At 68.6% G+C, this 23,688-nt stretch carries 19 protein-coding genes; 10 read left to right on the top strand and 9 right to left on the bottom strand.

What is annotated here, in order from left to right; translation table 11 throughout:
- Positions 1-46: 46 nt before the first annotated feature.
- Positions 47-466, bottom strand: a complete 420-nt coding sequence (locus ACWF82_RS28020) for a hypothetical protein (RefSeq protein ID WP_452505922.1) — start codon at positions 464-466, stop codon at positions 47-49.
- 189 nt (positions 467-655) lie between these two features.
- Between ACWF82_RS28020 and ACWF82_RS28015 the strand changes: the two genes are divergently transcribed.
- From ACWF82_RS28015 to ACWF82_RS28005, 3 genes are all read left to right on the top strand, one after another.
- Entirely contained in the window at positions 656-877 is a 222-nt protein-coding gene (locus ACWF82_RS28015) for a hypothetical protein (protein WP_189026768.1), read from the top strand.
- Between the two features lie 176 nt (positions 878-1,053).
- Positions 1,054-3,657 carry a LuxR C-terminal-related transcriptional regulator gene (locus ACWF82_RS28010; protein ID WP_452505920.1) on the top strand — a complete coding sequence of 868 codons (2,604 nt, stop codon included), beginning with the start codon at positions 1,054-1,056 and terminating at the stop codon, positions 3,655-3,657.
- A 31-nt stretch (positions 3,658-3,688) separates the two neighbouring features.
- Entirely contained in the window at positions 3,689-5,584 is a 1,896-nt protein-coding gene (locus tag ACWF82_RS28005; RefSeq protein WP_452505918.1) for an alkyl/aryl-sulfatase, read from the top strand.
- A 69-nt stretch (positions 5,585-5,653) separates the two neighbouring features.
- On the opposite strand, the gene ACWF82_RS28000 is transcribed toward ACWF82_RS28005, so the two are convergent.
- Complete coding sequence (locus ACWF82_RS28000) at positions 5,654-5,989, bottom strand: SHOCT domain-containing protein (RefSeq protein WP_452505916.1); 336 nt, start codon at positions 5,987-5,989, stop codon at positions 5,654-5,656.
- Positions 5,990-6,000: 11 nt separating this feature from the next.
- Entirely contained in the window at positions 6,001-6,432 is a 432-nt protein-coding gene (locus tag ACWF82_RS27995; RefSeq protein ID WP_452505914.1) for a DUF6325 family protein, read from the bottom strand.
- Positions 6,433-6,534: 102 nt separating this feature from the next.
- Here ACWF82_RS27995 and ACWF82_RS27990 point away from each other — a divergent pair, with 102 nt between their 5' ends.
- On the top strand, positions 6,535-7,161 hold the full coding sequence (locus ACWF82_RS27990) for a DUF4203 domain-containing protein (RefSeq protein WP_452505912.1): 627 nt from the start codon (positions 6,535-6,537) through the stop codon (positions 7,159-7,161).
- Here the strand turns inward: ACWF82_RS27990 and ACWF82_RS27985 are convergent.
- Entirely contained in the window at positions 7,158-7,778 is a 621-nt protein-coding gene (locus ACWF82_RS27985) for a TetR/AcrR family transcriptional regulator (protein ID WP_452505910.1), read from the bottom strand. The two genes, ACWF82_RS27990 and ACWF82_RS27985, sit on opposite strands and share 4 nt — an antisense overlap.
- 116 nt (positions 7,779-7,894) lie before the next feature.
- On the opposite strand from ACWF82_RS27985, the gene ACWF82_RS27980 reads away from it, so the two are divergent.
- The 6 genes from ACWF82_RS27980 (at position 7,895) to ACWF82_RS27955 (ending at position 15,334) form a co-directional block, all read left to right on the top strand.
- Positions 7,895-9,265, top strand: coding sequence for a flavin-containing monooxygenase (locus ACWF82_RS27980; RefSeq protein ID WP_452505908.1), 1,371 nt, complete (start codon positions 7,895-7,897; stop codon positions 9,263-9,265).
- Entirely contained in the window at positions 9,265-10,410 is a 1,146-nt protein-coding gene (locus tag ACWF82_RS27975) for a serine hydrolase domain-containing protein (RefSeq protein WP_452505906.1), read from the top strand. The genes ACWF82_RS27980 and ACWF82_RS27975 overlap by 1 nt, the downstream gene beginning before the upstream one ends.
- Positions 10,411-10,412: 2 nt before the next feature.
- Complete coding sequence (locus ACWF82_RS27970; protein WP_452505930.1) at positions 10,413-11,453, top strand: alcohol dehydrogenase catalytic domain-containing protein; 1,041 nt, start codon at positions 10,413-10,415, stop codon at positions 11,451-11,453.
- Between the two features lie 11 nt (positions 11,454-11,464).
- Positions 11,465-13,111 (top strand): class I adenylate-forming enzyme family protein, encoded by a 1,647-nt coding sequence (locus ACWF82_RS27965; protein ID WP_452505904.1) that lies wholly within the window; start codon positions 11,465-11,467, stop codon positions 13,109-13,111.
- Between the two features lie 11 nt (positions 13,112-13,122).
- Entirely contained in the window at positions 13,123-14,862 is a 1,740-nt protein-coding gene (locus ACWF82_RS27960; RefSeq protein WP_452505902.1) for an N-acyl-D-amino-acid deacylase family protein, read from the top strand.
- Positions 14,863-14,986: 124 nt separating this feature from the next.
- A complete protein-coding gene (locus ACWF82_RS27955; RefSeq protein WP_452505900.1) occupies positions 14,987-15,334 on the top strand; it encodes a hypothetical protein in 348 nt (115 codons plus the stop codon).
- 108 nt (positions 15,335-15,442) lie between these two features.
- Here the strand turns inward: ACWF82_RS27955 and ACWF82_RS27950 are convergent, their stop codons facing one another.
- The 5 genes from ACWF82_RS27950 to ACWF82_RS27930 form a co-directional block, all read right to left on the bottom strand.
- On the bottom strand, positions 15,443-16,615 hold the full coding sequence (locus ACWF82_RS27950) for an NADH:flavin oxidoreductase (protein ID WP_452505898.1): 1,173 nt from the start codon (positions 16,613-16,615) through the stop codon (positions 15,443-15,445).
- Between the two features lie 128 nt (positions 16,616-16,743).
- A complete protein-coding gene (gene narI, locus ACWF82_RS27945; RefSeq protein ID WP_452505897.1) occupies positions 16,744-17,499 on the bottom strand; it encodes a respiratory nitrate reductase subunit gamma in 756 nt (251 codons plus the stop codon).
- The gene (narJ, locus tag ACWF82_RS27940; protein ID WP_452505895.1) at positions 17,496-18,176 is read right to left on the bottom strand and encodes a nitrate reductase molybdenum cofactor assembly chaperone; all 681 of its coding nucleotides are present in this window, start codon (positions 18,174-18,176) and stop codon (positions 17,496-17,498) included. The genes narI and narJ overlap by 4 nt, the downstream gene beginning before the upstream one ends.
- Entirely contained in the window at positions 18,173-19,867 is a 1,695-nt protein-coding gene (gene narH / locus ACWF82_RS27935) for a nitrate reductase subunit beta (RefSeq protein WP_452505928.1), read from the bottom strand. Before narH ends, narJ begins: the two co-directional genes overlap by 4 nt.
- 11 nt (positions 19,868-19,878) lie before the next feature.
- Positions 19,879-23,604, bottom strand: a complete 3,726-nt coding sequence (locus ACWF82_RS27930; RefSeq protein WP_452505894.1) for a nitrate reductase subunit alpha — start codon at positions 23,602-23,604, stop codon at positions 19,879-19,881.
- Between the last annotated feature and the right edge of the window lie 84 nt (positions 23,605-23,688).

Raw genomic sequence — 23,688 nt, 5'->3', positions numbered from 1 at the left:
GCCGCCGCGGGTCGGTAGTCCGCGGCGGCCGTCGAAGCGCGGTGAGCTAGCCGGCCGAACCGGTCAGCAGGCCGCCGAGATCGGCCGATCCGGTGCCGCCGCCGGGGGTGGTCGGCTTGGCGCTGACCTCGACGGTGACGGTCTTGGAGCTGATCAGCTCCTGGACGGCCTTGATCTCGTGCGAGCCGGGGGTGGACGGGGTCCAGGTGATGGTGGCCTTGCCGCCGGAGACCGAGACCGGCTCGCCGATCTGGGTGCCGTTGTCGGTGAAGGTCACCTTGAACAGGAACGATGTCGCGGTGACATCGGCGGTGACGGTGTAGGCGGTGCCCACGTAGTGGGTGGTGCCGCTGACCGTCACGCCCTGCACGAGCGCCGAGGCCTGCGGTGCCACCAGCACCGTGGCCGCGGCGACCGCGGTGAAAGCTGTGAAGCCGAAGCCGGCCCGCCGTGCGTTGGTCTTCATGGTTGTCTCCTGGTTCGCGCTGTCCCACCGCTGTGGGTGTGGGCGACACTATCGAGCCGATCGCCGCGCTGTCCGGGAAACAGAAAAACGAATGTTTAAAACTAGGGCGGGCCGGTTCGCCGCAGGTAGCGCCGGAATCATCCCGTGCGGATGAGGCGATCGCCGCGGTGCGCGTCGACACTGGGACACATGCCGACATCAGGTGCGGTTCGCTATCAGTTCGTCATCGAGGGCGAGCTCACCGACCGTGCCGTCGGGGCTTTCCCCGAACTCCGGCGCAGCGCGCATTCGGCCACCGGCACCACCACCCTCTACGGCGAGCTCGCCGACAACACCGCCATGCGCGGCGTGCTCGCCCGCATCGATGTCCTCGGGCTCACCCTGCTCGGTATGTCCCGGCTGCCCGACTGAACACGACGATTGCCGATCGTTAGCCGACGTCGGTAACCCGCCATGATGACGACGATCTGATAACGAGCATCGCGACGACGCACGACCCGCAAACGCGCAGGTCGGGTTTCGCCTACCGTCGAACCTGCTGGTGGATCGGCCCCGCAGGGTAGACGGACGAGCTCAGGAGTGTGGTCGTGGCAACCTCGTACCGAGCGATAGCTGAAAGACCGTCGGACGTCGATGCGAGCATCCCGGAACTGTCGTTCGCCTCCGTCCGATCAGCTGAGATCAATGCCAGGCTCGACCGCGCCAACGCCGCCGCCGGGCACACCGTGCTGGTCTCCGGACCGGCGGGCAGCGGCAAGACCGTAGCCCTGGTCGACTGGGTGACCCGGTCGCGGCGCCTGCGCTCGGCCGCGGTCGGCTGGCTGACCGTCACCGACCGCATGGCCGACCGCGGTGACCTGATCCCGGCGATCGCGCAGATCCTCGACCCGTCGGCCGATGTCGTCGCCGACGGTGCACTGCGCACATCGGTCGACCAGGCGGCCGACCTGGTCGACGCCATGACGATCACCCTCGATCGCTCGGTCCTGGTCATCGACGACGCCCACCTGCTCACCGACCCGTTGCAACTGGCCGGTCTGGAGTATCTCCTCGCCCATCTGCCCCCGACGGTCACCGTGCTGATCGCGGGCCGTTTCGATCCGCCGTTGCGCTGGCACGCGCTGGAATTGGCGGGCAAGCTGACCCGGATCGGCGTCGCCGAACTGACGCTGTCACCGGAGCGGATCGCCCAGCTGTTCGTCCAGCACGGCTGCCGGCTCGACGACACCGAACTGGACATGGTGCACACCCTCACCCGCGGCTGGGCCGCGCTGGTGCGGATCGCGGCGATCTATCTGGCCGCCAACGCCGATGACCGCGACACCGCGCTCACTACCCTGGCCAGGCCCTCGCACGCGGTCGCCGATTTCCTCGTCGCCGAGCTGATGCAGTCGCTGCCTGCCCGCACCCTCGAATTCCTGCTCGTCACCGCGATTCCCGGCCGCTTCAGCCTGCCGCTGGCCGAGGAGCTGGCGGGAGAGCACGCGGGACGGATCATCGACGAGTTGCTGCGCGCCAACTTCCCCATGCACACCGTCGCGCACGCGGGGGAGCTGTGGCACACCTACCACCCGCTGCTGCGCGCGTACCTGCTGGCCGAGGCGACGCACACCAGGGCCGACCGGTTGCCCGCCGTGCACCGCCGGGTCGCCGAGTGGTTCGGCGCCGCGGCGATGCCGGGTCCGGCGCTCGACCACGTCCTGGCCGAACCCGGTGCGCCCGGCCTGGTCCCGTTCCTGCGGGATTGGGGCCTGCGGATGGTCCTCGACGGCACCGGGCACCTGCTGCTCGCCGCGCTCGAGCACGTGCCCGAGCTGGCCGAGGACACCTTCGTGCGCCTGCTGCGCGCGGCCGTCGCGGTGGAGGCGGGCGAGATCGCCACCGCCGAGGTCTATCTCGAAGCCGCCCACGTCGGGCCCGAGCAGGTCTCGCGGCTGGTCCCCGTCGGGTGGACCGATGCGCTCGACCGGGCGGTCAGTGCGGGAGTCGCTGTCCTGGTGGGTGATTCGGCCTCGATGAGCTGGCCGCTGCCCGCGGTGACCGGCCAGCCCGATCTCGACTGCTACGCGGCGCTGCACTGCGGCACCGCGCAGATCTCCGGCGGTGAGATCGACAGCGGCACGGCGGCGTTGCGGCACGCGATCGTGCACGCCGAGGAAACGGGACTCGGTCGCGTCGCCGTGCGCGCGCGGACCGCATCGGCCATCGCGGCGGGATACGCGTGCCGGGTCGGTGAGCTGCGCGCGCTGGCCGACGCCGCGATCGACTGCGCCGACAACTACGACCTCACCCATTCGCCCGAGGCCGCGTTCGCCCGGGTGATCGCGGCCTACGGCGCCTACCACCAGGGCGAGTCCGCCGAGCTGCCACAGCCAGGGATGCCCGGTGGCCCGCTGGTCGAGGCCACCGCACCCGCGCCGGTGCGCCAGGCCGCGGTCATCACCGGCGTGCTGATGTTCGACGCGACCCCGGACCGCGCGGCCGCCGCGACCGCACTGTGCAAGCAGGTGCACCGGCTGCTCGACGATGCCCCTGGACTACTCGGCCTCGGCGCGCTGGTCACCGACGTGCTGTGGCTGCTGCTGCGTCTCCAGGCCAGGGCCGACGCCCAGCACCTGGTCGACCACGCGACCCGCGTGTTCGGCCCGACGCCGCAGACGGCCGTCGCCGACGCGGGCCTCGCCGTCTACACCCATCGCCCCGCCGCGGCGCTGACGCTGCTCGAGCCCCTGCTCACCGGTCCGCCGCAACTGGACACCCGATCGCTGGTCACGGCGTGGCTGCTGGTCGGCGTCGCCGCCGACCGCCTCGATCGCCCACGCAAGGTCGACGACGCGTTCGAGCAGGCGCTCTCGCTGGCCTGCGGGGAACGGCTGATCCGCCCGTTCCTCGATGTGCCGGGCGCCGCCGAGGTCCTCGACCGGCTTGGCGGGCGCTTCGGCCGCTTCGACGCCTTCGTCGACCTGGTCCGCTCCCACCGCGCGCCCGCCGCCGACGCACCCCAGCTCACCGACACCGAACTCGCGGTCCTGCGCCAGCTCCCGTCCGGCATGACCGCGGCCACCATCGCCGCGAACATGGGCGTCTCGGTGAACACCGTCAAGACCCACCTGCGCGGCATCTACCAGAAACTCGGCGTCAACGCCCGCGCCGACGCCATCACCAACGCCCGCCGCGTCGGCCTGATCTGAGCCGCGCGGCCGCTTCGGGGAAAGGGATCTGATGACCAGTCAGCAGGATGCCTCGGCCGGCATCGAAGCAGGCAACGACACGGCCTCGCGCACGCTCCCGTTCGACGACACACAGGATTTCGCCGACGCCGAACGCGGATTCGTCGCCGCGCTGACTCCGGGGGTGGTGCGCAATGCCGCGGGGGACGTGGTGTGGAGCAGCGACGCGTTCGCCTTCCTCGACGGCGAGTGCCCGCCCACGGTGCATCCGAGCCTGTGGCGGCAGTCGAAATTGTGCGCGATGCAGGGGTTGTACGAGGTCACCGACGGCATCTACCAGATCCGCGGACTCGACCTGTCGAACATGACCCTGGTCGAGGGCGACACCGGCGTGCTCGTGATCGACCCGCTGATCTCGGTCGAGACGGCCGCGGCGGGGCTGGCGCTGTACCGCGAGCATCGCGGTGACCGCCCGGTGACCGGGGTGATCTACTCGCACTCCCACATCGATCACTTCGGTGGCGTCAAAGGCGTGACCTCGCAAGACGATGTCGACGCGGGCCGATGCCCGATCATCGCGCCGGTGGGATTCGCCGAGCACGCGGTGGCGGAGAACGTGTACGCGGGCACCGCGATGGGCCGCCGGGCCGCCTACATGTACGGCGCTGCCCTGCCGACCGGACCGCTGGGTTCGGTCGGCGCCGGTCTCGGGCCGACGACCTCGATCGGTCAGCCGACGCTGATCACGCCGACGATCTCCATCGAGCACACCGGCCAGGCCGAGACCGTCGACGGGGTCGCCATCGAATTCCAGATGACGCCGGGCACGGAGGCGCCCGCGGAGATGAACTTCTACTTTCCCGACCGGCGAGCACTGTGCATGGCCGAGAACGCCACCCACACCTTGCACAACCTGCTCACCTTGCGTGGCGCGCTGGTGCGTGACCCGCACGTGTGGTCGAAATATCTCACCGAGGCGATCAACCGCTACGCGGGCCGCTCCGACGTCGTGTTCGCCTCGCACCACTGGCCGACCTGGGGCACCGAGCGGCTCACCGAGTACCTCTCGATCCAGCGCGACCTCTACGGCTACCTGCACGACCAGACCCTGCGGGCACTCAACAAGGGCGCCACCGGCATCGAGATCGCCGAGAACATCGAACTGCCGCCCGCTTTGGCGAACTCGTGGTCGGCCCACGGCTACTACGGCTCGGTCAGCCACAACGTCAAGGCGATCTACCAGCGGTACATGGGCTGGTTCGACGGCAATCCGGCGAACCTGTGGCAGCACACCCCGGTCGAATCCGCGGTCCGCCACCTGGATTTCATGGGTGGCGCCGACGAGGTCGTCGCCAAGGCCCGAAAGTCCTACGCCGACGGCGACTTCCGCTGGGTGGCCCAGGTGCTGAACTACGTGATCTTCGCCGAGCCGGACAACGCCGAGGCCAAGGCGTTGCAGGCCGACACGCTCGAACAGCTCGGCTACGGTTCCGAGAACGGCACCTGGCGCAACTTCTTCCTGACGGGCGCCTACGAGTTGCGCAACGGAAGCGTCGGTACCCCGACGGTGACCGCCTCGCCGGATATCGGCGCGGCGCTGACGGTCGAGCAGCTCTTCGACGCGATCGCGTTGCGCGTCGACGGTCCGCGCGCCTGGTCGGCCACCCTCGTCCTCGACTGGAAGATCGCGGACACCGGAACCGTCCACCGCACCCAGCTCCGCAACGGCGTGCTGGTGCATTTCGACGTCGAGGGCGATGCCGGACCCGCCGACGCGACATTCGCCCTCACCGACGCGGACCTGCACGCCGTCCTGATCGGCGGCGCGGACCTGGGCCTGCTGATCGCCGACGGCCGCGTCACGATCGATGGCGACGCCACGAAACTGGCCGAACTGGTCGGCTACCTGGATGCCCCCGACCCGGACTTCGCCATCGTGACGCCCTGAGGCTGGGACTTCGGGTCCCGATCAGCGCCCCCGGTCGACGAGACCGGGGGCGCTTCGTCCGGGGAGTTCTCAGCCGAGCAGCTGATTCTTGGCCGCGGCGAATTCGGCATCGGAGAGCGCACCAGCCGAATGCAATTCGCTCAGTTGCTTCAACCTTTCGACCAGGTCGACCGGCGGGGCGGCGGGCGCGGGCGGCGGCGGCGCATAGGCCGCCTGCTGTTGCGCGTAGGCCTGCTGCTGGGCGGCGGCCTGCTGATCGGCATAGGCCTGCTGTTCGGCCGAGCGCCGGCGTGAACGATTGTTCATCGCGTTGGATGTGGCGGTGGCGGTGCCTGCGATGACCGCGGTCCTGGCCATCGTGCCGAGAAGTCCGGGCCGCCCGATGCGGCCCTGTCGTAGTGGCATGTCGCTTCCTCCTAGCCCGTCGCCGCGGCGGACACCGCGGACTCGACGACATCACGCGGTATCGGCACGTGCAACGCGACCTCGCCCTCGGCGTCGCGCACCGTCGAGGCCAGCCGCGACGCCCAGGTCTGTTCGAAGACGAGGATCACCGCCGTGCTGCCCGGCACCATCGACGCGCGCACGACCTCCACGTCGGCGTCGCTGACCAGGTCGATGTCGGCCGCGGTCAGGCCGGTGAGACCCACCTCGGCCAGGTCGTCGTCGACCTCGGATTCGGTGACCGAACCCGAGGCGTCCATCGTCAGCACGATCAGATCCAGCAGGGTCACCAGGCCCTTCCCGACGACCTCGGCGAGTGCGCCGGCGACCGTCTCGTCGACGGCGGTGCCGGGAAAGGTGAGGACGAGGAAATCGACCGGTCCCAGAGCAGGTGTTGATCCCATGGCGTGATCGTGCGCCGATCCGGCCACGCCCGCCTCACCCGAATCGGGTGAACCGGCGCGGCCTCCTGCGCTCTAGCGTGGAGTTGTCGAAAGGAATGCCTCATGAACGGCATCGTGGTGGCGGTGGTCGGCGCACTGCTGTGCTTCTACGGCATCAGGTCGGTGAACCTGGGCGTCCTGGCGATCGGGTTCGGCCTCGGCTGGCTGATCGCCGACCTGTTCAATGCCACGTTCTGGTGGCTGGTGCTGATCGGGCTGATCGGCGCGATCTCGGCGTGGGTGGTGACCTCACTGGTCTTCCGCTTCGCCTCGTACTTCATCGGCGGCCTCGCCGGCGCGATGATCGGCACGAAGCTGGCCACCGTCCTGCAGCCCGGCGACAAGAACGTCGCGCTGAGCATGATCGTCGCGCTGGCCATGGCTGTGGCCGGCGCGTTCCTCGCCGAGAAGTTCCGTGCCCGCGCACTGCTGTGGCTGACTTCCATCGGCGGCGCCAGCATGCTGCTCAGCGGCCTTGGCCGGATGAGCGATTCGCTGGCGTTCCTGCGTGAGCCGGAGACCGGTTGGCAGCAGGTCACCTCGACCCTGGCCTGGATCGGCCTTTCGGTGCTCGGCTGGATCACCCAGCGTCATCTGTTCGCCGAGAAGCTCGGTATCCAGCACCTCGCCGGTGACGACGACAAGGCCGCCGAGCAGCGCAAACGCAACGGTGGCTGGCCGACGCGCTAGTCGGCGGGTGCTTGCAGCGCCGGAAACCAGACATCGGTGAGGACCGTGGCGGCCTTGTCGGCGGTGACGTCGATGGTGCCCTGCATGGCCCACCGGGTGAAGAACCGCTCGAGCTGGGCGACCAGCAGTTCGATCCGCAGCCGCGCCTCGTCGCGGCGGTGTTCGGGCCAGCGGGCGAGGTAGGCGGGCATGCTGTCGGCCAGTGTCATGATGCCCTCGCGGGCCACCGCGCGGAACTCCGGTTCGACCGCGGTCGCCTCGTCCCAGGCCGGGAGCATGTCCTTGTTCACCAGAAACCAGTAGATCGCCCGGGTCATCCACTCCTCGAACGCCGCCCGGGAACCGGTGGTGAGCACCCGGTCGAGGTCGGCGTAGAACTCCCGGACGCTGGTCAGCGTCCCCTCGTTGGCGATCGCCCGCAGTACCTCGCCCTTGCTGGTGAAGTGCAGGTAGAACGTCGCCCTGCTGCACCCGACGGCGGCGGCGATGTCGTCGACGCGGACGGCGGAATAGCCCTGGGTCTCGAACAGGGTGCGCGCGGTCTCGACGATCCTGGCCTTGGTGAGGCGTTTCTGCTCCTCGCGCAACGATCCACGGCGGGCGGGTTCGGGCGTCATGCGTTTATCCTAGACGATCCGCTCATTCACTAGACATCATGTCCAGCGAAGCGCTATCGTGTGTTCCACGTCACGCGGCATGGTCATCGGTGACCGAGGCCGCTCAGGAGTTGTGCATGGATACACGCGAATTGCCAAGGGTGTGCGTCATCGGCGCCGGACCTTCGGGTATCACCGTCGCCAAAAGGCTTGCCGAGTACGGCATTCCGTTCGACTGCTACGAAGCCTCCGACGAGGTCGGCGGGAATTGGTACTACAAGAACCCCAACGGGATGTCGGCCTGCTACCAGAGCCTGCACATCGACACCTCGAAGTACCGCCTGCAGTTCGAGGACTTCCCCGCACCCGAGGACTGGCCGCACTTTCCGCACCATTCCCAGCTGCTGCAGTACTTCAAGGACTACGTCGACCACTTCGGCCTGCGCGACCGGATCAGGTTCAACAGCCTGGTCACCGCCGCCGAGCGCGACGACGCGGGCCTGTGGCTGGTGACGACCGCGTCGGGCGAGACCGAGGTCTACGACGCGCTGATCGTCTGCAACGGCCATCACTGGAACCCCCGATTCCCCGACTACCCGGGCGAATTCGACGGTGTGCTGATGCACAGCCACGCCTACAACGATCCGTTCGACCCGATCGATATGCGCGGCAAGCGGATCGTGGTGGTCGGCATGGGCAACTCGGGCCTCGACATCGCCTCCGAACTGTCCCAGCGCTTCCTCGCCTCGAAGCTGTTCGTCTCGGCCCGGCGCGGTGTCTGGGTGCTGCCCAAATACGTGAACGGCCAAGTGGGTGACCGCCGTTCGATGCCCTCCTGGATTCCCCCGAAGCTCGCGCTCAAGCTCAAGCAGCGATTCGTGCGGAAGAACCGCGGCGACATGCGGAACTACGGCCTGCCCGCGCCCGATCACGAGCCGTTCGAAGCGCATCCGTCGGCGAGCGAGGAGTTCCTGCACCGCGCGGGCTGCGGTGACATCGAGTGCAAACCCGCGATCACCCGGCTGGACGGCGGCACAGTGCATTTCGCCGACGGGAGCAGCGAGCAGGTCGACGTGATCGTGTGCGCCACCGGCTATCACATCAGCTTCCCGTTCTTCACCGACCCGGCGCTGGTGCCCGACGCGGCCAACCGGTTCCCGCTGTTCCAGCTGATGGTGCAGCCCGGCGTGGACAACCTGTTCTATCTCGGCCTGGCCCAGCCGATGCCGACGCTGGTCAATTTCGCCGAGCAGCAGAGCAAGCTGGTCGCCGCCTACCTGACCGGCCGCTATCACCTGCCCCCGCGCGAGCAGATGGAGCAGGTGCTCGGCGAGCAGGAGGCCAAACGTGCCGGGCGCTATTACGATTCGCCGCGCCACACCATCCAGACCGAGTTCGAGCCGTACGTGCGCTCGATGACCAAGGAGCTGGAACAGGGGGCGAAACGGGCCGCCGCCACGGGCAACAGCCTGCCGGTGCCCGCGCGCGCGACGGCGGGGGCGGTGTGATGGGCGAAACCTCCTCGGGCTTCTGTCTGGACGAATTCGCCGGTGTACGTGCGGTATTCGACGAACAACTCACCTCCGGCGTCGAACTCGGTGCGGCGCTGTGCGTCACCGTGGACGGCGATCCGGTGCTGGATCTGTGGGGCGGGTACGCCGATCCGGCGAAGACAACGCGGTGGGGCGCCGACACCCTGGTCAACGTCTTCTCGGTGACCAAGACGATGACAGCGCTGTGCGCCTTGCTGCTGGTCGACCGCGGCGACCTCGACGTCGACCAGCGCGTGGCCAACTACTGGCCCGAGTTCGCGGCCAACGGCAAGGCGGACATCCTGGTCAGGCAGCTGCTCTCGCACACCTCGGGGGTCTCCGGCTGGGACAAGCCGATCGCGCTGTCCGACATCTACGACCACGAGGAAGCCGCGGCCCGGCTGGCGAGCCAGGCACCCTGGTGGGAGCCGGGCACCGCCTCGGGCTATCACGCCATCAACTACGGCCACCTGATCGGCGAACTGGTGCGCCGCATCACCGGTCGCTCGCTCGGCCGGTTCTTCGCCGAGGAACTGGCGGGCCCGCTCGGCGCCGATTTCCACATCGGCACCGGACCCGAACACGCCGACCGGATCGCCACCCTGGTCCCGCCGGAACTGCCCGAGTTCGACCTGTCGACCCTGGACCAGGACAGCGTGCTCATCAAGACGCTCACCAGTCCCTGGCTCGAGGTCGCCGAGACCGCGACGCCGGCCTGGCGTCAGGCCGAGATCGGCGGGACCAACGGCCACGGCAACGCGCGCTCGGTGGCCCGGATCCAGTCGCTGATCGCCAACGGCGGCGAGCTCGGCGGCAGGCGGTTCCTGTCACCCGCCACCATCGACCTGATCTTTCGCGAGCAGGCCGACGGCGTCGACCTTGCCCTGCTGACCCCGCTGCGGTTCGGCATCGGTTACGGCTTGCCGCGCCCCCAGACCTTCCCGCACATCCCCGACGGCCGGGTCTGCTGGTGGGCGGGCTACGGCGGCTCGATGGTCGTCAACGACCTGGACCGCCGGATCACCTTCGCCTACACCATGAATCGGATGGCGACGGGCCTGATCGGCTCCGACCGCTGCGACCGGTACCTGAAGGCCACCTTCGACGGAGCGGCCCGATGACCATGCGTGCGATGCAGCTGACCGCGCCGGGCACCCTGGAATTGCGGACGGTCCCCGTCCCCGACATCGGCCCCGACGATCTGCTGTTGCGGGTCGGCGCCGCCGGGATCTGCCACTCGGATTCGTTCGTGCTGAGCCTGCCGTTCCCGATGAGCGACAAGCCGCTCACCCTCGGCCACGAGATCGCGGGCACCATCGACTCGGTCGGTTCGCGGGTGGCCGGGCGCCATGTCGGCGAACGCGGGATCGTGTATCTGTGCTGGTCCTGCGGCGACTGCCGGGAGTGCTTGCGCGGCAACGAGAATGTCTGCCTGGCCGCAGGGCGCACGGCTATGCCACCGTGCCCAGGACTCGGCCCGGACGGCGGCATGGCCGAATACGTCCGGATTCCCGCGCGCTCCTTCGTGCCCATCGGCGACCTGGACTTCGCGCAGGCCGCGCCCCTGGCCGACGCGGCGCTCACCCCTCTGCACGCCATCCGCGGCGCGCTGGATCAGCTGTGGCCGGGCGCCACCGCCGTCGCCATCGGCATCGGCGGCCTGGGGCACGTCGCCGTCCAGCTGCTGAAGGCGATGACGGAGACCAGGGTCATCGCGGTCGACGTCGACGCCGACAAGCTCGCCCTCGCCACCGCCTGCGGCGCCGACATCACGCTCCAGGCCGGTGACGACACCGCGGCCACCATCCTCGAACTCACCGGCGGACGCGGCGCCGAGGCGGTGTTCGACTTCGTCGGCGCCGACGCCACCGCGAAACTCGCCGTCGAAACCGTCGCGCCCAACGGCGCCTACCGAATGGTCGGACTGGCGGGCGGCGTGCCCGGCATCGACTCCGGTCCGGCGGGCGGACCCGGCCTGCCGTGGGGCGCCACGGTACGGAAGTCCTACGGCGGCACCAGAACCGACCTGCTCGACGCGGTGGCGCTGGCCGCCGCGGGCAAGGTCCGCGCCGAGATCGAACGTTTCGACCTCGCCGACGCACGCACCGCCTTCGACCGACTCGACTCCGGCGCGATCCGTGGCCGCGCCGTCCTCATCCCCTGATGGAGAAGAACATGTCCGAAGCCGTAGACCCGCAGGAATTCGTGGCCAAGGTCGCCGCGGGCCTCACCGCGCCCGGCGCGCCGTTCGAGCTGACCGTCGAACCCGTTCTCGGCGTGCCGATCCCGGTGCTGGCCCAGCGCCGCCGCAGCCTGCGCGAACTCCTCGAACACTCGCTGACCTGGGGCGAGCGCGACTACCTCGTCACCGAGGACCGCCGGATCTCCTTCGCCGAGCACGCCGCGGCCGCAGGCGCGCTGGCCACCGCGCTGGCGCGCCGCCACGGCGTCGGCAAGGGCGACCGCGTCGGCATCCTGGCCGCCAATGGCCCGGACTGGGTGATCGCGTTCTGGGCCGCCCAGTGTCTCGGCGCGATCCCGGTCGGCTACAACGCCTGGTGGGCGCCGCCGGAGATCGCCTACGGACTCGAGCACACCACACCCACCGTGCTGATCGCGGACGCGAAAAGGGCCGCGCTGGTGCCCGAAACCGACATCCCGGTGCTCACCATGGAGACGGGCCTGCCCGCCCTGATCGCCGAGTTCGGCGGCGGCAAGATCCCCGCGACGCCGGTCGAGGAAGACGACCCGGCCGTCATCCTCTACACCAGCGGGACCAGCGGCAGGCCCAAGGGCGTGGTGCATTCGCAGCGGAACATGGTGGGGGTCAGCGACTATCACCGTTTCACCGACGCCATGCTCGCCGCGTTCGCGGGTCAGCCACCCAGCGACGCGCCGAGCGATCGCCGGTACCTGGTCACCGCGCCGCTGTTCCACATCGCCAGCCTGCACAACCTCGTCGTCCCGCGGCTGCTGACCGGCGCCACCGCGGTGTTCCCGCACGGCGCGTTCGAGGTCGGCCGGGTGCTGAACCTGGTCGAGCGCGAGCGGGTCACCAACTGGGCCGCCGTGCCGACCATGGCGGCCCGGCTGCTGGAACACGATGTCGCCCAGCATGATCTGTCCTCGCTGGCCGCGCTCTCCCTCAACTCCGCGCCGTCCTCGCCCGCCCTGCTGGCCAGTCTGCGCGAAAAGATTCCATCCCTGCAGTTCGCCCTGACCACCAGCTACGGACTCACCGAGAGCGGCACCGCGGCGACGGTCGCCACCCCGCTGGACCTGGTCGCCGACGACGCCTCGGTCGGCAAGCCGATCTTCGGCGTGGCGGTGCAGATCCGCGACACCGACGGCAACGCGGTCCCGGACGGCGAGGAAGGCGAGATCTGCATCCGCAGCCCCTACGTCATGCTCGGCTACTGGAACGACGAGGCGGCCACCAAGTCCGCCATCGACGACGAACGCTGGTTGCGCTCCGGCGATTTCGGCACGCTGCGTGACGGCAGGCTCACCGTGTCGGGCAGGCGTACCGACCTGATCCTGCGCGGCGGGGAGAACGTGTACCCCACCGAGATCGAGAACGTGCTGAGCGAGCACCCCGCGGTCGCGGAATGCGCGGTGTTCGGGGTCGCGCATCCCGACCTCGGCCAGGAAGTGGCGGCCGTTGTGGTCGCCGAGCCGGGCGCGGTCGACCCCGAGGAACTGCGGGCCTTCGTCGCCGCCCGGCTCGCGTACTTCAAGGTGCCCGCCCGCTGGCGGGTGACGTCAGATGCCTTGCCGCGCAACGCGACAGGGAAGGTCACGCGGCGCGATCTCGCGCTGTGAGGGGTGGAAGAATGTTCGACAGCATCATCACCGGTGGCCGCTGGTTCGACGGTACCGGCGCGCCGTCGGCGATTCGGCATCTCGGCATCAAGGACGGCAAGGTCGCCGAGATCTCGGCGACACCGCTCGACGAGACCGGCTGCCCCAGGGTCGTCGATGCCACGGGCAAGTGGGTCGTGCCGGGCATGGTCGATATCCACACCCACTACGACGTCGAGGTGCTGCTCGATCCGTCGCTGTCGGAATCGGTGCGCCACGGCGTCACGACCGTGCTGCTCGGTTCCTGCTCGCTGTCGACCGTGCATGTCGACGGGGAGATCGCCGGTGACCTGTTCGGTCGCGTCGAGGCGATTCCGCGCGCCCACGTCGTCCGCGCGGTCGAGGAGACCAAGAGCTGGCACTCCGCGGCCGAGTACGCCGCCGCGCTGGACGCGCTGCCACTCGGTCCCAACGTGGCCTGCTTCATCGGGCACTCCGACATCAGATCCGCGGTGATGGGCCTGGACAGGGCCACCCGCAAGGACACCACGCCGACAGCGGCCGAACTCGCCGCGATGGCGGGCAAACTCACCGAGGCGCTCGACGCCGGATTCGTCGGCATGTCCTCGCAGCGGCTGCTGTTCGACAAGCTCGACGGTGAGCTGTGCCGGTCCCGCACCCTGCCGTCGACGTATTCGACCAGGGCCGAACGCCGCACGCTCACCACGATCCTGCGCACGCGCGGTCGCGCGCTCCAGGGCGGACCCGATGTCAACCGGGCCGACACGATGATCGCGATGGCGGCGAGCAGCATCGGCCTGTGGCGCGAGCCGCTCAAGGTGAGCCTGCTCTCCGCGGCCGACATCAAGGCGATTCCCGGTGTGGCCAAGGTGTTTCCGCTCCTGGCTCGCGCCGTCAACGCCTTGCGGGGCGATTTCCGCTGGCAGCATCTGCCGGTGCCGTTCGAGGTCTACTCCGACGGCATCGACCTGCCGATCTTCGAGGAATTCGGTTCCGGCGCCGCGGCTCTGCACCTGGCGAACCACATCGACGAACAGCGTCACCTCATGCAGGACGAGCAGTACCGGCGCGCGTTCCGCAAGGACTACGACAAGAAGTACGGCCCGCGCGTGTGGCACCGCGACTTCTTCGACGCCGATATCGTCGCCTGCCCCGACCCCACCGTGATCGGCAAGACCTTCGGCAAGGTCGGAATCGATCGTGGCGGTCTGCACCCGGTCGACGCCTTCCTCGACCTCGTCGTCGAACACGGCGCGAAACTGCGCTGGCGCACCACCATCTCCAATCATCGGCCCGAGGTGCTCAACGTCCTCGCCGCCGATCCCGGCGTCCAGCTCGGCTTCTCCGATGCCGGTGCGCACCTGCGCAATATGGCCTTCTACAACTTCGGCCTTCGCCTGCTGCGGCGGGTCGCCGACGCCGAACGCGCCGGTACCCCGTTCATGACGATCGAGCACGCGGTGCACCGGATCACCGGCGAACTCGCCGACTGGTACGGCATCGACGCCGGTCACCTGCGCGTCGGCGATCGTGCCGACGTCGTCGTCATCGACCCGGCCCACCTCGACGACACCCTCGACGCCTACGCGGAGAACCCGATTCCGGAGTTCGACAACCTCCCGCGCATGGTCAACCGCAACGACGAGACCGTCACAGCGGTATTCGTCGGCGGGCGGTACGTGTTCGGTGCCGGCATAGCGGATCCCGTCCTCGGTGCCGAGCGCACCGGCCGGTTCCTGCGCGCCGGGTAGCCGCCTGTCGGGCGGGGCGGTTGGCGGTGCCGGCACCGCGATCTGGGACAGTCGAGGCAAGTCCGGGTGGTCGTCGACCTGCTCGCGGTCCCCGGAACGCCGCACGTCAGCGAGAGGATTCGACATGTCGGACGCGAAACGGATCACCTGGGGCAAGCCACGCCAGCCCAGTGACGCCGACCGCGATGCACTCCGCGACGACTTGCTAGCCCGGGCACGAACAGTGCGCAGTGACGGCTGGGCCGACCACCGCACCCAGTGGCCCGCAGGCCAGGTCGCCGTGGTCGCCTACCTCCTCGGCGACGCCGAGGTACTCACCGACCTCGAGGAAACCGAGAGCACAGTCTTGAGCCGCTACGCCGCCGACCTCTTCGGCTTCGTCGGCGGCCGCAAAGACAACGAATCCGGCCTGGTCAAAACTCAAGCATGGTTCGGCACCGTCCGAAAAGCACTGGACCACCCCGCGACGTGAACCGTCATCGAACGAACACCTGGACCGATGATCACCACGCCCTGGTGGCGTTTGTTTCTCGGGCGATACTTACCTGAGAGCGTGGTGATCAACAGTCCAACTCGGTGTCTAGGTGGGTGCGTCGGTGCGGAGGACGCACCGGGTGGTCGAGTAGATGGTGGGCATGCACTCGTTGCAGTGGGTGCAGAGGGACTTGGTGTCCGCGTCGGTCCGCCAGCGCCGGATCAGGTCCGGTTCGCGCAGGAGCGCGCGGCCCATGGCGACGAAGTCGAAACCGTCGTCGATGGCCCGCTGGGCGGTGGGGCGGTCGGTGATTCCGCCGAGCAGGATCAGCGGCAGGGTCAGTTCCTGCCGGAATCGCTTGGCCTTCTCCGCGAGATAGGCGGGGCGATAGGGGTATTCGCGCAGGAACTGCTTGCCGACCACCTGGAAACCCCAGCGCACCGGTATCGGCAGGGTCTTCGCGAAGTTCTTGCGCGGCGCGTCGCCACGGAAGATCGCCATCGGATTGAGCAGCGAACTGCCCGCGGTGAGTTCGAGTGCGTCGATCGCGCCGTCGTCCTGCAACCAGGTCGCCACCTGCAGCGACTCCTCGATCGAGAACCCGCCCCGCACCCCGTCTTCCATGGTGAGTTTGGCCGTCACCGCCATGGTGTCACCCGCCGCGTCGCGCACGGCCCGCACCACTTCCCTGGCCATCCGCGCCCGGTTGACCAGCGCACCGCCGTAATCGTCCGTGCGGCGATTGAGCATCGGGCTCAGGAACGAGCTCGCCAGATAGTTGTGCCCGAGATGAACCTCGACCGCGTCGAACCCGGACTCGCGCGCGAATCGCGCCGCCCGCGCGTGCGCCGCGACGACCTCGGCGATCCCCAGCGCGTCGGGCACCTTGGTGAACCGCATCCCGAGCGGATTGAACATCCGGCTCGGCGCCAGCGCGGGCACCTGATTGGACTTCGCGTTCGCCACCGGCCCGGCGTGCCCCAGTTGGGCGCTGACCGCGGCGCCCTCCGCGTGCACGGCATCGGTGAGCCGGCGCAATCCCGGCACCGCCTCGTCGCGCATCCAGATCTGATGCCGATCGGTGCGCCCACCGGGGGCCACCGCGCAGTACGCGACGGTCGTCATCCCGACCCCGCCCGCGGCCACCTCGCGATGGAACTCGACCAGCTCGTCGGTTACCAGCGCATCCGGCGTCCGCCCCTCGAACGTGGCCGCCTTGATCACCCGATTCCGAAGGGTGAGCGGACCGAGGGTGGCGGGCGCGAGGATATCGCTCATGCGCAAAAGTGAAACACGTTACAGTTCGAACGGCAATGGGGAAGGTCCGCTCAGAGGGCAACAAAAACGACGACGGCGCCCACCGAGCCGGATCGGAGGGCGCCGTCGAGGGCGAGATCGCGCGCGAACTACCAGCGGTCAGGAGTGACCGGGGCGTCCCAGGCCTTGGCGAAGCGGGTCTTGTCCTTGGTGTCGACTTCCTTGCGCCGGTAGACGATGTACGGGCGGGTCAGGTAGCCGATCGGGGCGCTGAACATGTGCACAAGGCGGGTGTAGGGCCAGACGAACACCAGCACCAGCACCACGAGGCCGTGCAGCTGGAAAGTCCACGGGACGCCGACCATCAGTGACGGTTCGGGGCTGATGGTGAACAGGCTGCGGAACCAGGGGGAGACGGTGTTGCGGTAGTTGTAGGTACCCCACAGCAGGTTCGAGCCCCAGGTATTGGACAGGCCGGTGACCAGCGCCGCCGTGAGCAGCGTGTACATCAAGACGTCGTTGCGGCTGGTCGACTTGCGCACCGAGGGCACGACGACCCGGCGGTAGCACAGGATCAGCACACCGGCCACGACCATCAGGCCCGCGATCGAGCCGAGGCCGACGGCGATGATGTGGTAGGCGTGCTCATCGATGCCGACGAACGCCGTCCAGCTCTGCGGGATGAGCAGACCGAGCACATGGCCGCCCATCACGCCGAGCATGCCGAAGTGGAACAGCGGACTGCCCAGCTGCAGCAGTTTGGACTCGTAGATCTGCGAGGAGCGGGTGGTCCAGCCGAACTGGTCGAACCGGTAGCGCCACACGTGCCCGAGCACGAACGAGGTGAACGCGATGTAGGGCAGGATCAGCCACAGCGATTCGGGGATGGGGATCGTGGCGTTCATCTGCGGCCTTCCGATGCGTCGAACAACGAGGGGTCCATGGCGAAGGGGTCGAGCCCGACTTCCTCTTCGGGCGGGCCCTGCGCGGCGAGTTCGGCGATGCGGCGCCGATCGGCGGTGGTCACCGGCGGCAGCGTGGTCAGCACCGCGGCGAGCACGCCACTGTAGGGAGAGTTGTTGTCGCCCAGCGACAGTCGCAGCAGCTCCATGACCGGCAGGTGCTCACCGAGCAGGCGCTCGCCGCCGATCGGGTCGACGGTGGCGGCGAATTCCAGCAGCACCGGCAGGTGGTCGGGCAGCTCCTCGTCACCGAGTTCCACACCGGCCTGGCGATAGGCGTGCTTGAACCGCAGCAGCGCCATGCCACGCTTACGGGTGTCGCCGTAGGCGTAGTAGGTCAGGTGCAGGCTGGCGCGCCTGCGCATGTCGAAGGTCTCGACATAGCTCTGGGCCACCTCGATCGACGGGGTGTCGCGCAGGTAGGCGAGCACCGCGTCGAAGTGCGCGCGCACCTCGGCGGGCAATTCCGCCGCCGCGGCCGACATCTGGTCCAGCAGGGCCAGGGTCTTCTCACCCGGATAGTCGAGCAGCAGCGCGGCCAGGCGCCAGACCACGCGCCGGTCGCGCTCGGCCATGGCGGTGACCGGCTGCGGTCGCTTGCGGATCGAGAGCAGACTCATGGCGCCACACCGCTGATGGTGGAGTCGGCGACGGCAGCGCCGTTGCTGCCGTTGCCGTTGCTCCCTGCGGCGGCGCCGTTGCCGTTCGCGGTGGGCGCAAGCTTGTCGCTGCTCGGTACGAGCCCGCTGGTGCTGCGGCCGTCCCAGTTGAGCAGGTTGATCCGTCCCGACTTCTCCTCTGGCGCTGCCTGATTGGTGTCGGCCAGCGAGAACTTCTCCACGACCTGGTCGAACGCGGTCATGCCGGGCCCGCCGTCGGTGTCGAGGCTGCATCCGGTGGCCAGCGAATCCAGTTCGTGCGCACGGGAAGTCGCGCCGGAGGGGATCACGTAGCGGTGCTCGTACTTGGCGATCGCGAGCAGCCGGTACATGGCCTCGATCTCCTCGGGCTCGAGCCCGATCGACGGCGCGATACCGGGCTCGGGCTCCTCGCCGAGGTTGACCGACCGCATGAACGCGCGCATCCCGGCGAGCCGCTGCAGCGAGGCGCGCACCGGCCCGATCTCGCCCGCGGTGAACAGTTCGGCCAGGTATTCGATCGGGATGCGCAGCGCGTCGATGGCGCCGAACAGGTTGCCCGCGTCCTCGCCGTCGTGGCCGGTCTCGCTGAGCACGTCCACCACCGGCGACAGCGGCGGCACGTACCAGACCATCGGCATGGTGCGGTATTCCGGATGCAGGGGCAGCGCCAGCTGGTAATCCACGATCAGCTTGTAGACCGGCGAATCCTGGGCGGCCTGAATCCATTCCGGCGAGATGCCCGCCTTCTCGGCCTCGGCGATCACCCGCGGGTCGTGCGGATTCAGGAACACACCGAGCTGCGAGGGGTAGAGGTCCTTGTCATCGGTGACCGACGCCGCCTCGAGCACCGCGTCGGCGTCGTAGAGCATCACGCCGATGTAGCGCAGCCGGCCGACACAGGTCTCCGAACACACGGTCGGGATGCCGACCTCGACGCGCGGGTAGCAGAAGGTGCACTTCTCCGCCTTGCCCGTCTTGTGGTTGAAGTAGATCTTCTTGTACGGGCAGCCGGTGATGCACTGGCGCCAGCCACGGCACTTGTCCTGGTCGACCAGGACGATGCCGTCCTCCTCGCGCTTGTAGATCGCGCCCGACGGGCACGACGCGGCGCACGACGGGTTGAGGCAGTGCTCGCAGATGCGCGGCAGGTAGAACATGAAGGTCTCTTCGAACTCCAGTTTCACCTTGTCCTCGAGCTTGCCGAGCAAGGGGTCCTTGCCGACCGCTTCGGGACCGGAACCGAGGTCGTCGTCCCAGTTGGCGCCCCAGGTGACCTTGGTGTCCTCGCCCGTGATCAGCGACTTCGGCCGTGCGACCGGGGTGGTGTCGGTGGGCGGGGAGGCCAGCAGGTTGTCGTAGTCGTAGCTCCACGGCTCGTAGTAGTCATCGACCGTGGGCAGGTCCGGGTTGGCGAAGATGTTCATCAGGCGCTTGAACCGCGAGCCCGACTTCAGCGACAGCTTGCCACGCTTGTTGAGCGTCCAGCCGCCCTTCCACTTCTCCTGATCCTGGTACTGGCGCGGATAACCCTGTCCGGGACGGGTTTCCACATTGTTGAACCAGACGTATTCGGTGCCACCGCGGTTGGTCCACGCCTGCTTGCAGGTGACGCTGCAGGTGTGGCAGCCGATGCACTTGTCCAGGTTCATGACCATGGCGAGCTGAGCCATTACGCGCATGATTAGTACTCCACGTTCTGGTTACGGCGACGGATCGTGGTCACTTCGTCACGCTGGTTTCCGGTGGGGCCGTGGTAGTTCAGGGCGAAGGACTGCTGGGCGTAGCCGCCGATCAGGTGCGACGGCTTGATCAGCACCCGGGTCAGCGCGTTGTGGATACCGCCGCGCTTGCCCTTGGATTCCTTGGTGGTCTGCTCGGTGCCCTCGATACGCGGCACGTCCACGGCGCGGTCCTGCGCGTGGTACATGAAGACCGTGCCCTCCGGCATGCGGTGCGAGACGATCGCGCGGGCGACGACGATGCCGTTGCGGTTGACCGCCTCGATCCAATCGTTGTCGGCGACACCGATCTTGGCGGCGTCGCGGTCCGACATCCAGATCGTCTGACCGCCGCGCGAGAGCGTCAGCATGTGCAGGTTGTCCTGGTAGGCGGAGTGGATGGACCACTTCGAGTGCGGGGTCAGGTAGCGCACGGTGACGCCGCTGCCGCTCACATTGCCGATGCTCGGCTCGGCGAACAGCGCGGTCATGTCGAGCGGCGGCCGGAAGATCGGCAGCTGCTCGCCGAGTTCGATCATCCAGTCGTGGTCGAGGTAGAAGTGCTGGCGTCCGGTGAGGGTGTGCCACGGCTTGAGCCGCTCGACATTGATGGTGAACGGAGAGTACCGGCGCCCGCCGCTCTCACTGCCCGACCATTCCGGCGAGGTGATCACCGGGACAGGACGGGCCTGGGTGTCGGCGAAGGTGATCTGCTTGCCCTCGGCCTCGGCGGCGAGGTCGGCCAGCTTGGTGCCGGTGCGGCGCTCGAGCTCGTGGAAGCCCTCGACCGCGAGGCGGCCGTTGGTGGTGCCGGACAGCGCCAGGATGGTCTCGGCGGCGAAGGTGTCCTTGGCCAGCGAGGGGCGCCCGGCCGCGACGCCCGAGACGACGGTGCCGTTCTTGCCCGCGAGGTATGCCACCTCTTTGTCGGGGTAGGTCGTGATGCCCTTGGTGGTCACGCCGAGGGTGTCGACCAGCGGGCCCAGTGCCGCGAGCTTCTCCGCGATCTTGGTGTAGTCGCGCTCGATCTCGACGATCTTGGGCATGGTCTTGCCCGGAATCGGCTCGCACTCACCGGCTTTCCAGTCCAGCACCTTGCCACCGGCCTGCGCCAGCGCGTCGGGCGAGTCGTGCTGCAACGGCACCGCGACGATGTCCTTACGGGTGCCAAGGTGCTTCTCGGCCAGCCAGGAGAAACCGCGCGCGATCCGGTGGAACGCGTCGAAGTCGGTCTTGGCCTCCCACGGCGGGGAGATGGCGGGGGAGAAGGCGTGCACGAACGGGTGCATGTCGGTGGAGGACAGGTCGTGCTTCTCGTACCAGGTGGCGGCGGGCAGCACGATATCGGCGAACAGGGTGGTGCTGGTCATGCGGAAGTCCAGCGCCAGCAGCAGATCCAGCTTGCCCTCGGCGCCTTCCTCGCGCCATTCCAGTTCCTGCGGGCGCACGCCGGTGGCGTCGGTGGTCTGCAGGTTGGAGCCGCAGCCGAGCAGGTGCTTCTGGAAGTACTCGTTGCCCTTACCGGAGGAACCGAGCAGGTTGGCCCGCCACACGGTGAGCACGCGCGGGAAGTTCTCCGGTGCGTCGGGGTCCTCGCAGGCGAAGCGCAGGTCGCCGGACTTGAGCTGGGAGACAACGTGTTCCGCGGGCGTCGCGCCCGCCGCCGCGGCCTCGTCGCTCAGGTCGAGGGGGTTGCGGTTGAACGTCGGGTAGCTCGGCATCCAGCCGAGCCTGCTGGCCAGGGCGATATTGTCCGCGGCGGTGCGGCCCGCGAACGTGCCCTTGCCCAGCGGCGAGGCGAAGGAGTCGGAGGTGAACGGGTCGTAGCGCCACTGGTCGTTGGTCAGGTACCAGAACACGGTGCCCTGCATCTGACGCGGCGGGCGCTGCCAGTCCGCGGCGGAAGCCAGTGTCGCCCAGCCGGTGACGGGGCGGCACTTCTCCTGGCCGACGTAGTGGGCCCAGCCGCCGCCGTTCTTGCCCTGGCAGCCGGTGAGCAGCGTCAGGGTGAAGAAGGCGCGGTAGATCTGATCGGAATGGAACCAGTGGTTGGTGCCCGCGCCCATCAGGATCATCGAGCGGCCGCCGGAACGCTCGGCGTTGTCGGCGAATTCGCGGCCGATGCGCGCGGCCTGCACGGCGGGCACACCGGTGATGCGTTCCTGCCAGGCCGGGGTGTAGGGCGAGTCGGCGTCGTCGTAGCCCTTGGCCCACTCGCCGGGCAGGCCGTCGCGGCCGAGGCCGTACTGCGCGAGCAGCAGGTCGAACACGGTCGTGACCCGCTTGCCCGCAACGATTTTCGTCGGGACGCCACGCAGGATCGTCTCGGCGGTGTCGGTGTCGAAGCGCGGCAGGGCGATCGTGGCCGGTGCGTCGGCGGAGTGGCCGAGCAGGGTGAGCAGCGGGTCGACGCCCTCGAGGTCGAGGTTCCACTTGCCCTTGTCGCCCTCGCCGAAACGGTGGCCGAGAGAACCGTTGGGCACCACCGGGTTTCCGGCCTGATCCAGCAGCACCGGCTTGTGCTCGACACCCTCACCGGTCTGTCCCAGATCGGCGGCGGTGAGGAACTTCCCGGGCAGGGCTGTTTCTTTTCCTCCGGAGCCCTGATCCGCCGCCTCGTCGAGACAGATCAGGTACGGCAGGTCGGTGTAGGACTTGATGTAGTCGAGGAACATCGGAGTCTGCTTCTCGAGGAAGAACTCCTTGAGCACGACGTGACCCATGGCCATCGCCAGCGCGGCGTCGGTGCCGGGGCGTGCGGCCACCCATTCGTCGGCGAACTTGGTGTTGTCGGCGTAGTCCGGGGAGACCACGACGACCTTCTGGCCGCGGTAGCGCGCCTCGGTCATGTAGTGCGCGTCGGGCGTACGCGTCACCGGGACATTGGAGCCCCACATGATCAGGTAGCCCGCGTCGAACCAGTCGGCCGACTCCGGCACGTCGGTCTGGTCGCCGAAGACCTGCGGCGATGCCACCGGCAGGTCGGCGTACCAGTCGTAGAACGAGAGCATGTAGCCGCCGAGCAGCGACACGAAGCGCGCGCCGGTGGCATGGCTGACCATCGACATCGCGGGGATCGGCGAGAAGCCGGCGACACGGTCGGGGCCGTACTGCTTGATCGTGTAGACGTGCGCGGCCGCGGCGATCTCGGCGGCCTCCCACCACTCGGCCCGGACGAAACCGCCCTTGCCGCGCGCGGTCTTGTAGGCCTTGGCCTTGACCGGGTCCTCGACGATGGACTCCCAGGCCAGCACCGGGTCCTTGAGCTCGGCCTTGGCCTCGCGGTACAGGTCGAGCAGGGTGCCGCGCACATACGGGTAGCGCACCCGGGTGGGAGAGTAGGTGTACCAGGAGAACGACGCGCCACGGGGGCAGCCGCGCGGTTCGTACTCCGGCTTGTCCGAACCCACCGACGGGTAGTCGGTCTGCTGGGACTCCCAGGTGATCACGCCGTCCTTGACGTAGATCTTCCAGGAGCACGAACCGGTGCAGTTCACGCCGTGCGTGGAGCGCACCACCTTGTCGTGCGACCAGCGGTCCCGGTAGAACGCGTCGGCATCGCGCCCGCCGACCTTGTAGACCGACCGGCTGTCCGGCGATACCTCACCGCGCTGAAAGTATTTACCCAGGTTCAGCAACGTGTCGCCGATATCGGTGGGCGACGGACCATGAGTGCGCGAATTAACCACGACGCCCCCTTCGAGCTGTGCATTCGGGCTGTTAGATGGCAACTGTAAAGAGGCGCACTGCTCCGGCAAAACGAACTTTTCACA

The organism is Nocardia sp. NPDC055053 (genome assembly GCF_053608285.1).
The sequence above is the reverse complement of the archived record's forward strand: the minus strand, read 5'-3'. Positions and strand labels throughout refer to the sequence as shown.

Coding starts and splice junctions, on each gene's coding strand:
- ACWF82_RS28020 (WP_452505922.1), bottom strand. CDS start 466: ATGAAGACCAACGCACGGCGGGCCGGCTTCGGCTTCACAGCTTTCACC.
- ACWF82_RS28015 (WP_189026768.1), top strand. CDS start 656: ATGCCGACATCAGGTGCGGTTCGCTATCAGTTCGTCATCGAGGGCGAG.
- ACWF82_RS28005 (WP_452505918.1), top strand. CDS start 3,689: ATGACCAGTCAGCAGGATGCCTCGGCCGGCATCGAAGCAGGCAACGAC.
- ACWF82_RS28000 (WP_452505916.1), bottom strand. CDS start 5,989: ATGCCACTACGACAGGGCCGCATCGGGCGGCCCGGACTTCTCGGCACG.
- ACWF82_RS27995 (WP_452505914.1), bottom strand. CDS start 6,432: ATGGGATCAACACCTGCTCTGGGACCGGTCGATTTCCTCGTCCTCACC.
- ACWF82_RS27990 (WP_452505912.1), top strand. CDS start 6,535: ATGAACGGCATCGTGGTGGCGGTGGTCGGCGCACTGCTGTGCTTCTAC.
- ACWF82_RS27985 (WP_452505910.1), bottom strand. CDS start 7,778: ATGACGCCCGAACCCGCCCGCCGTGGATCGTTGCGCGAGGAGCAGAAA.
- ACWF82_RS27980 (WP_452505908.1), top strand. CDS start 7,895: ATGGATACACGCGAATTGCCAAGGGTGTGCGTCATCGGCGCCGGACCT.
- ACWF82_RS27975 (WP_452505906.1), top strand. CDS start 9,265: ATGGGCGAAACCTCCTCGGGCTTCTGTCTGGACGAATTCGCCGGTGTA.
- ACWF82_RS27970 (WP_452505930.1), top strand. CDS start 10,413: ATGCGTGCGATGCAGCTGACCGCGCCGGGCACCCTGGAATTGCGGACG.
- ACWF82_RS27965 (WP_452505904.1), top strand. CDS start 11,465: ATGTCCGAAGCCGTAGACCCGCAGGAATTCGTGGCCAAGGTCGCCGCG.
- ACWF82_RS27960 (WP_452505902.1), top strand. CDS start 13,123: ATGTTCGACAGCATCATCACCGGTGGCCGCTGGTTCGACGGTACCGGC.
- ACWF82_RS27955 (WP_452505900.1), top strand. CDS start 14,987: ATGTCGGACGCGAAACGGATCACCTGGGGCAAGCCACGCCAGCCCAGT.
- ACWF82_RS27950 (WP_452505898.1), bottom strand. CDS start 16,615: ATGAGCGATATCCTCGCGCCCGCCACCCTCGGTCCGCTCACCCTTCGG.
- narI (WP_452505897.1), bottom strand. CDS start 17,499: ATGAACGCCACGATCCCCATCCCCGAATCGCTGTGGCTGATCCTGCCC.
- narJ (WP_452505895.1), bottom strand. CDS start 18,176: ATGAGTCTGCTCTCGATCCGCAAGCGACCGCAGCCGGTCACCGCCATG.
- narH (WP_452505928.1), bottom strand. CDS start 19,867: ATGGCTCAGCTCGCCATGGTCATGAACCTGGACAAGTGCATCGGCTGC.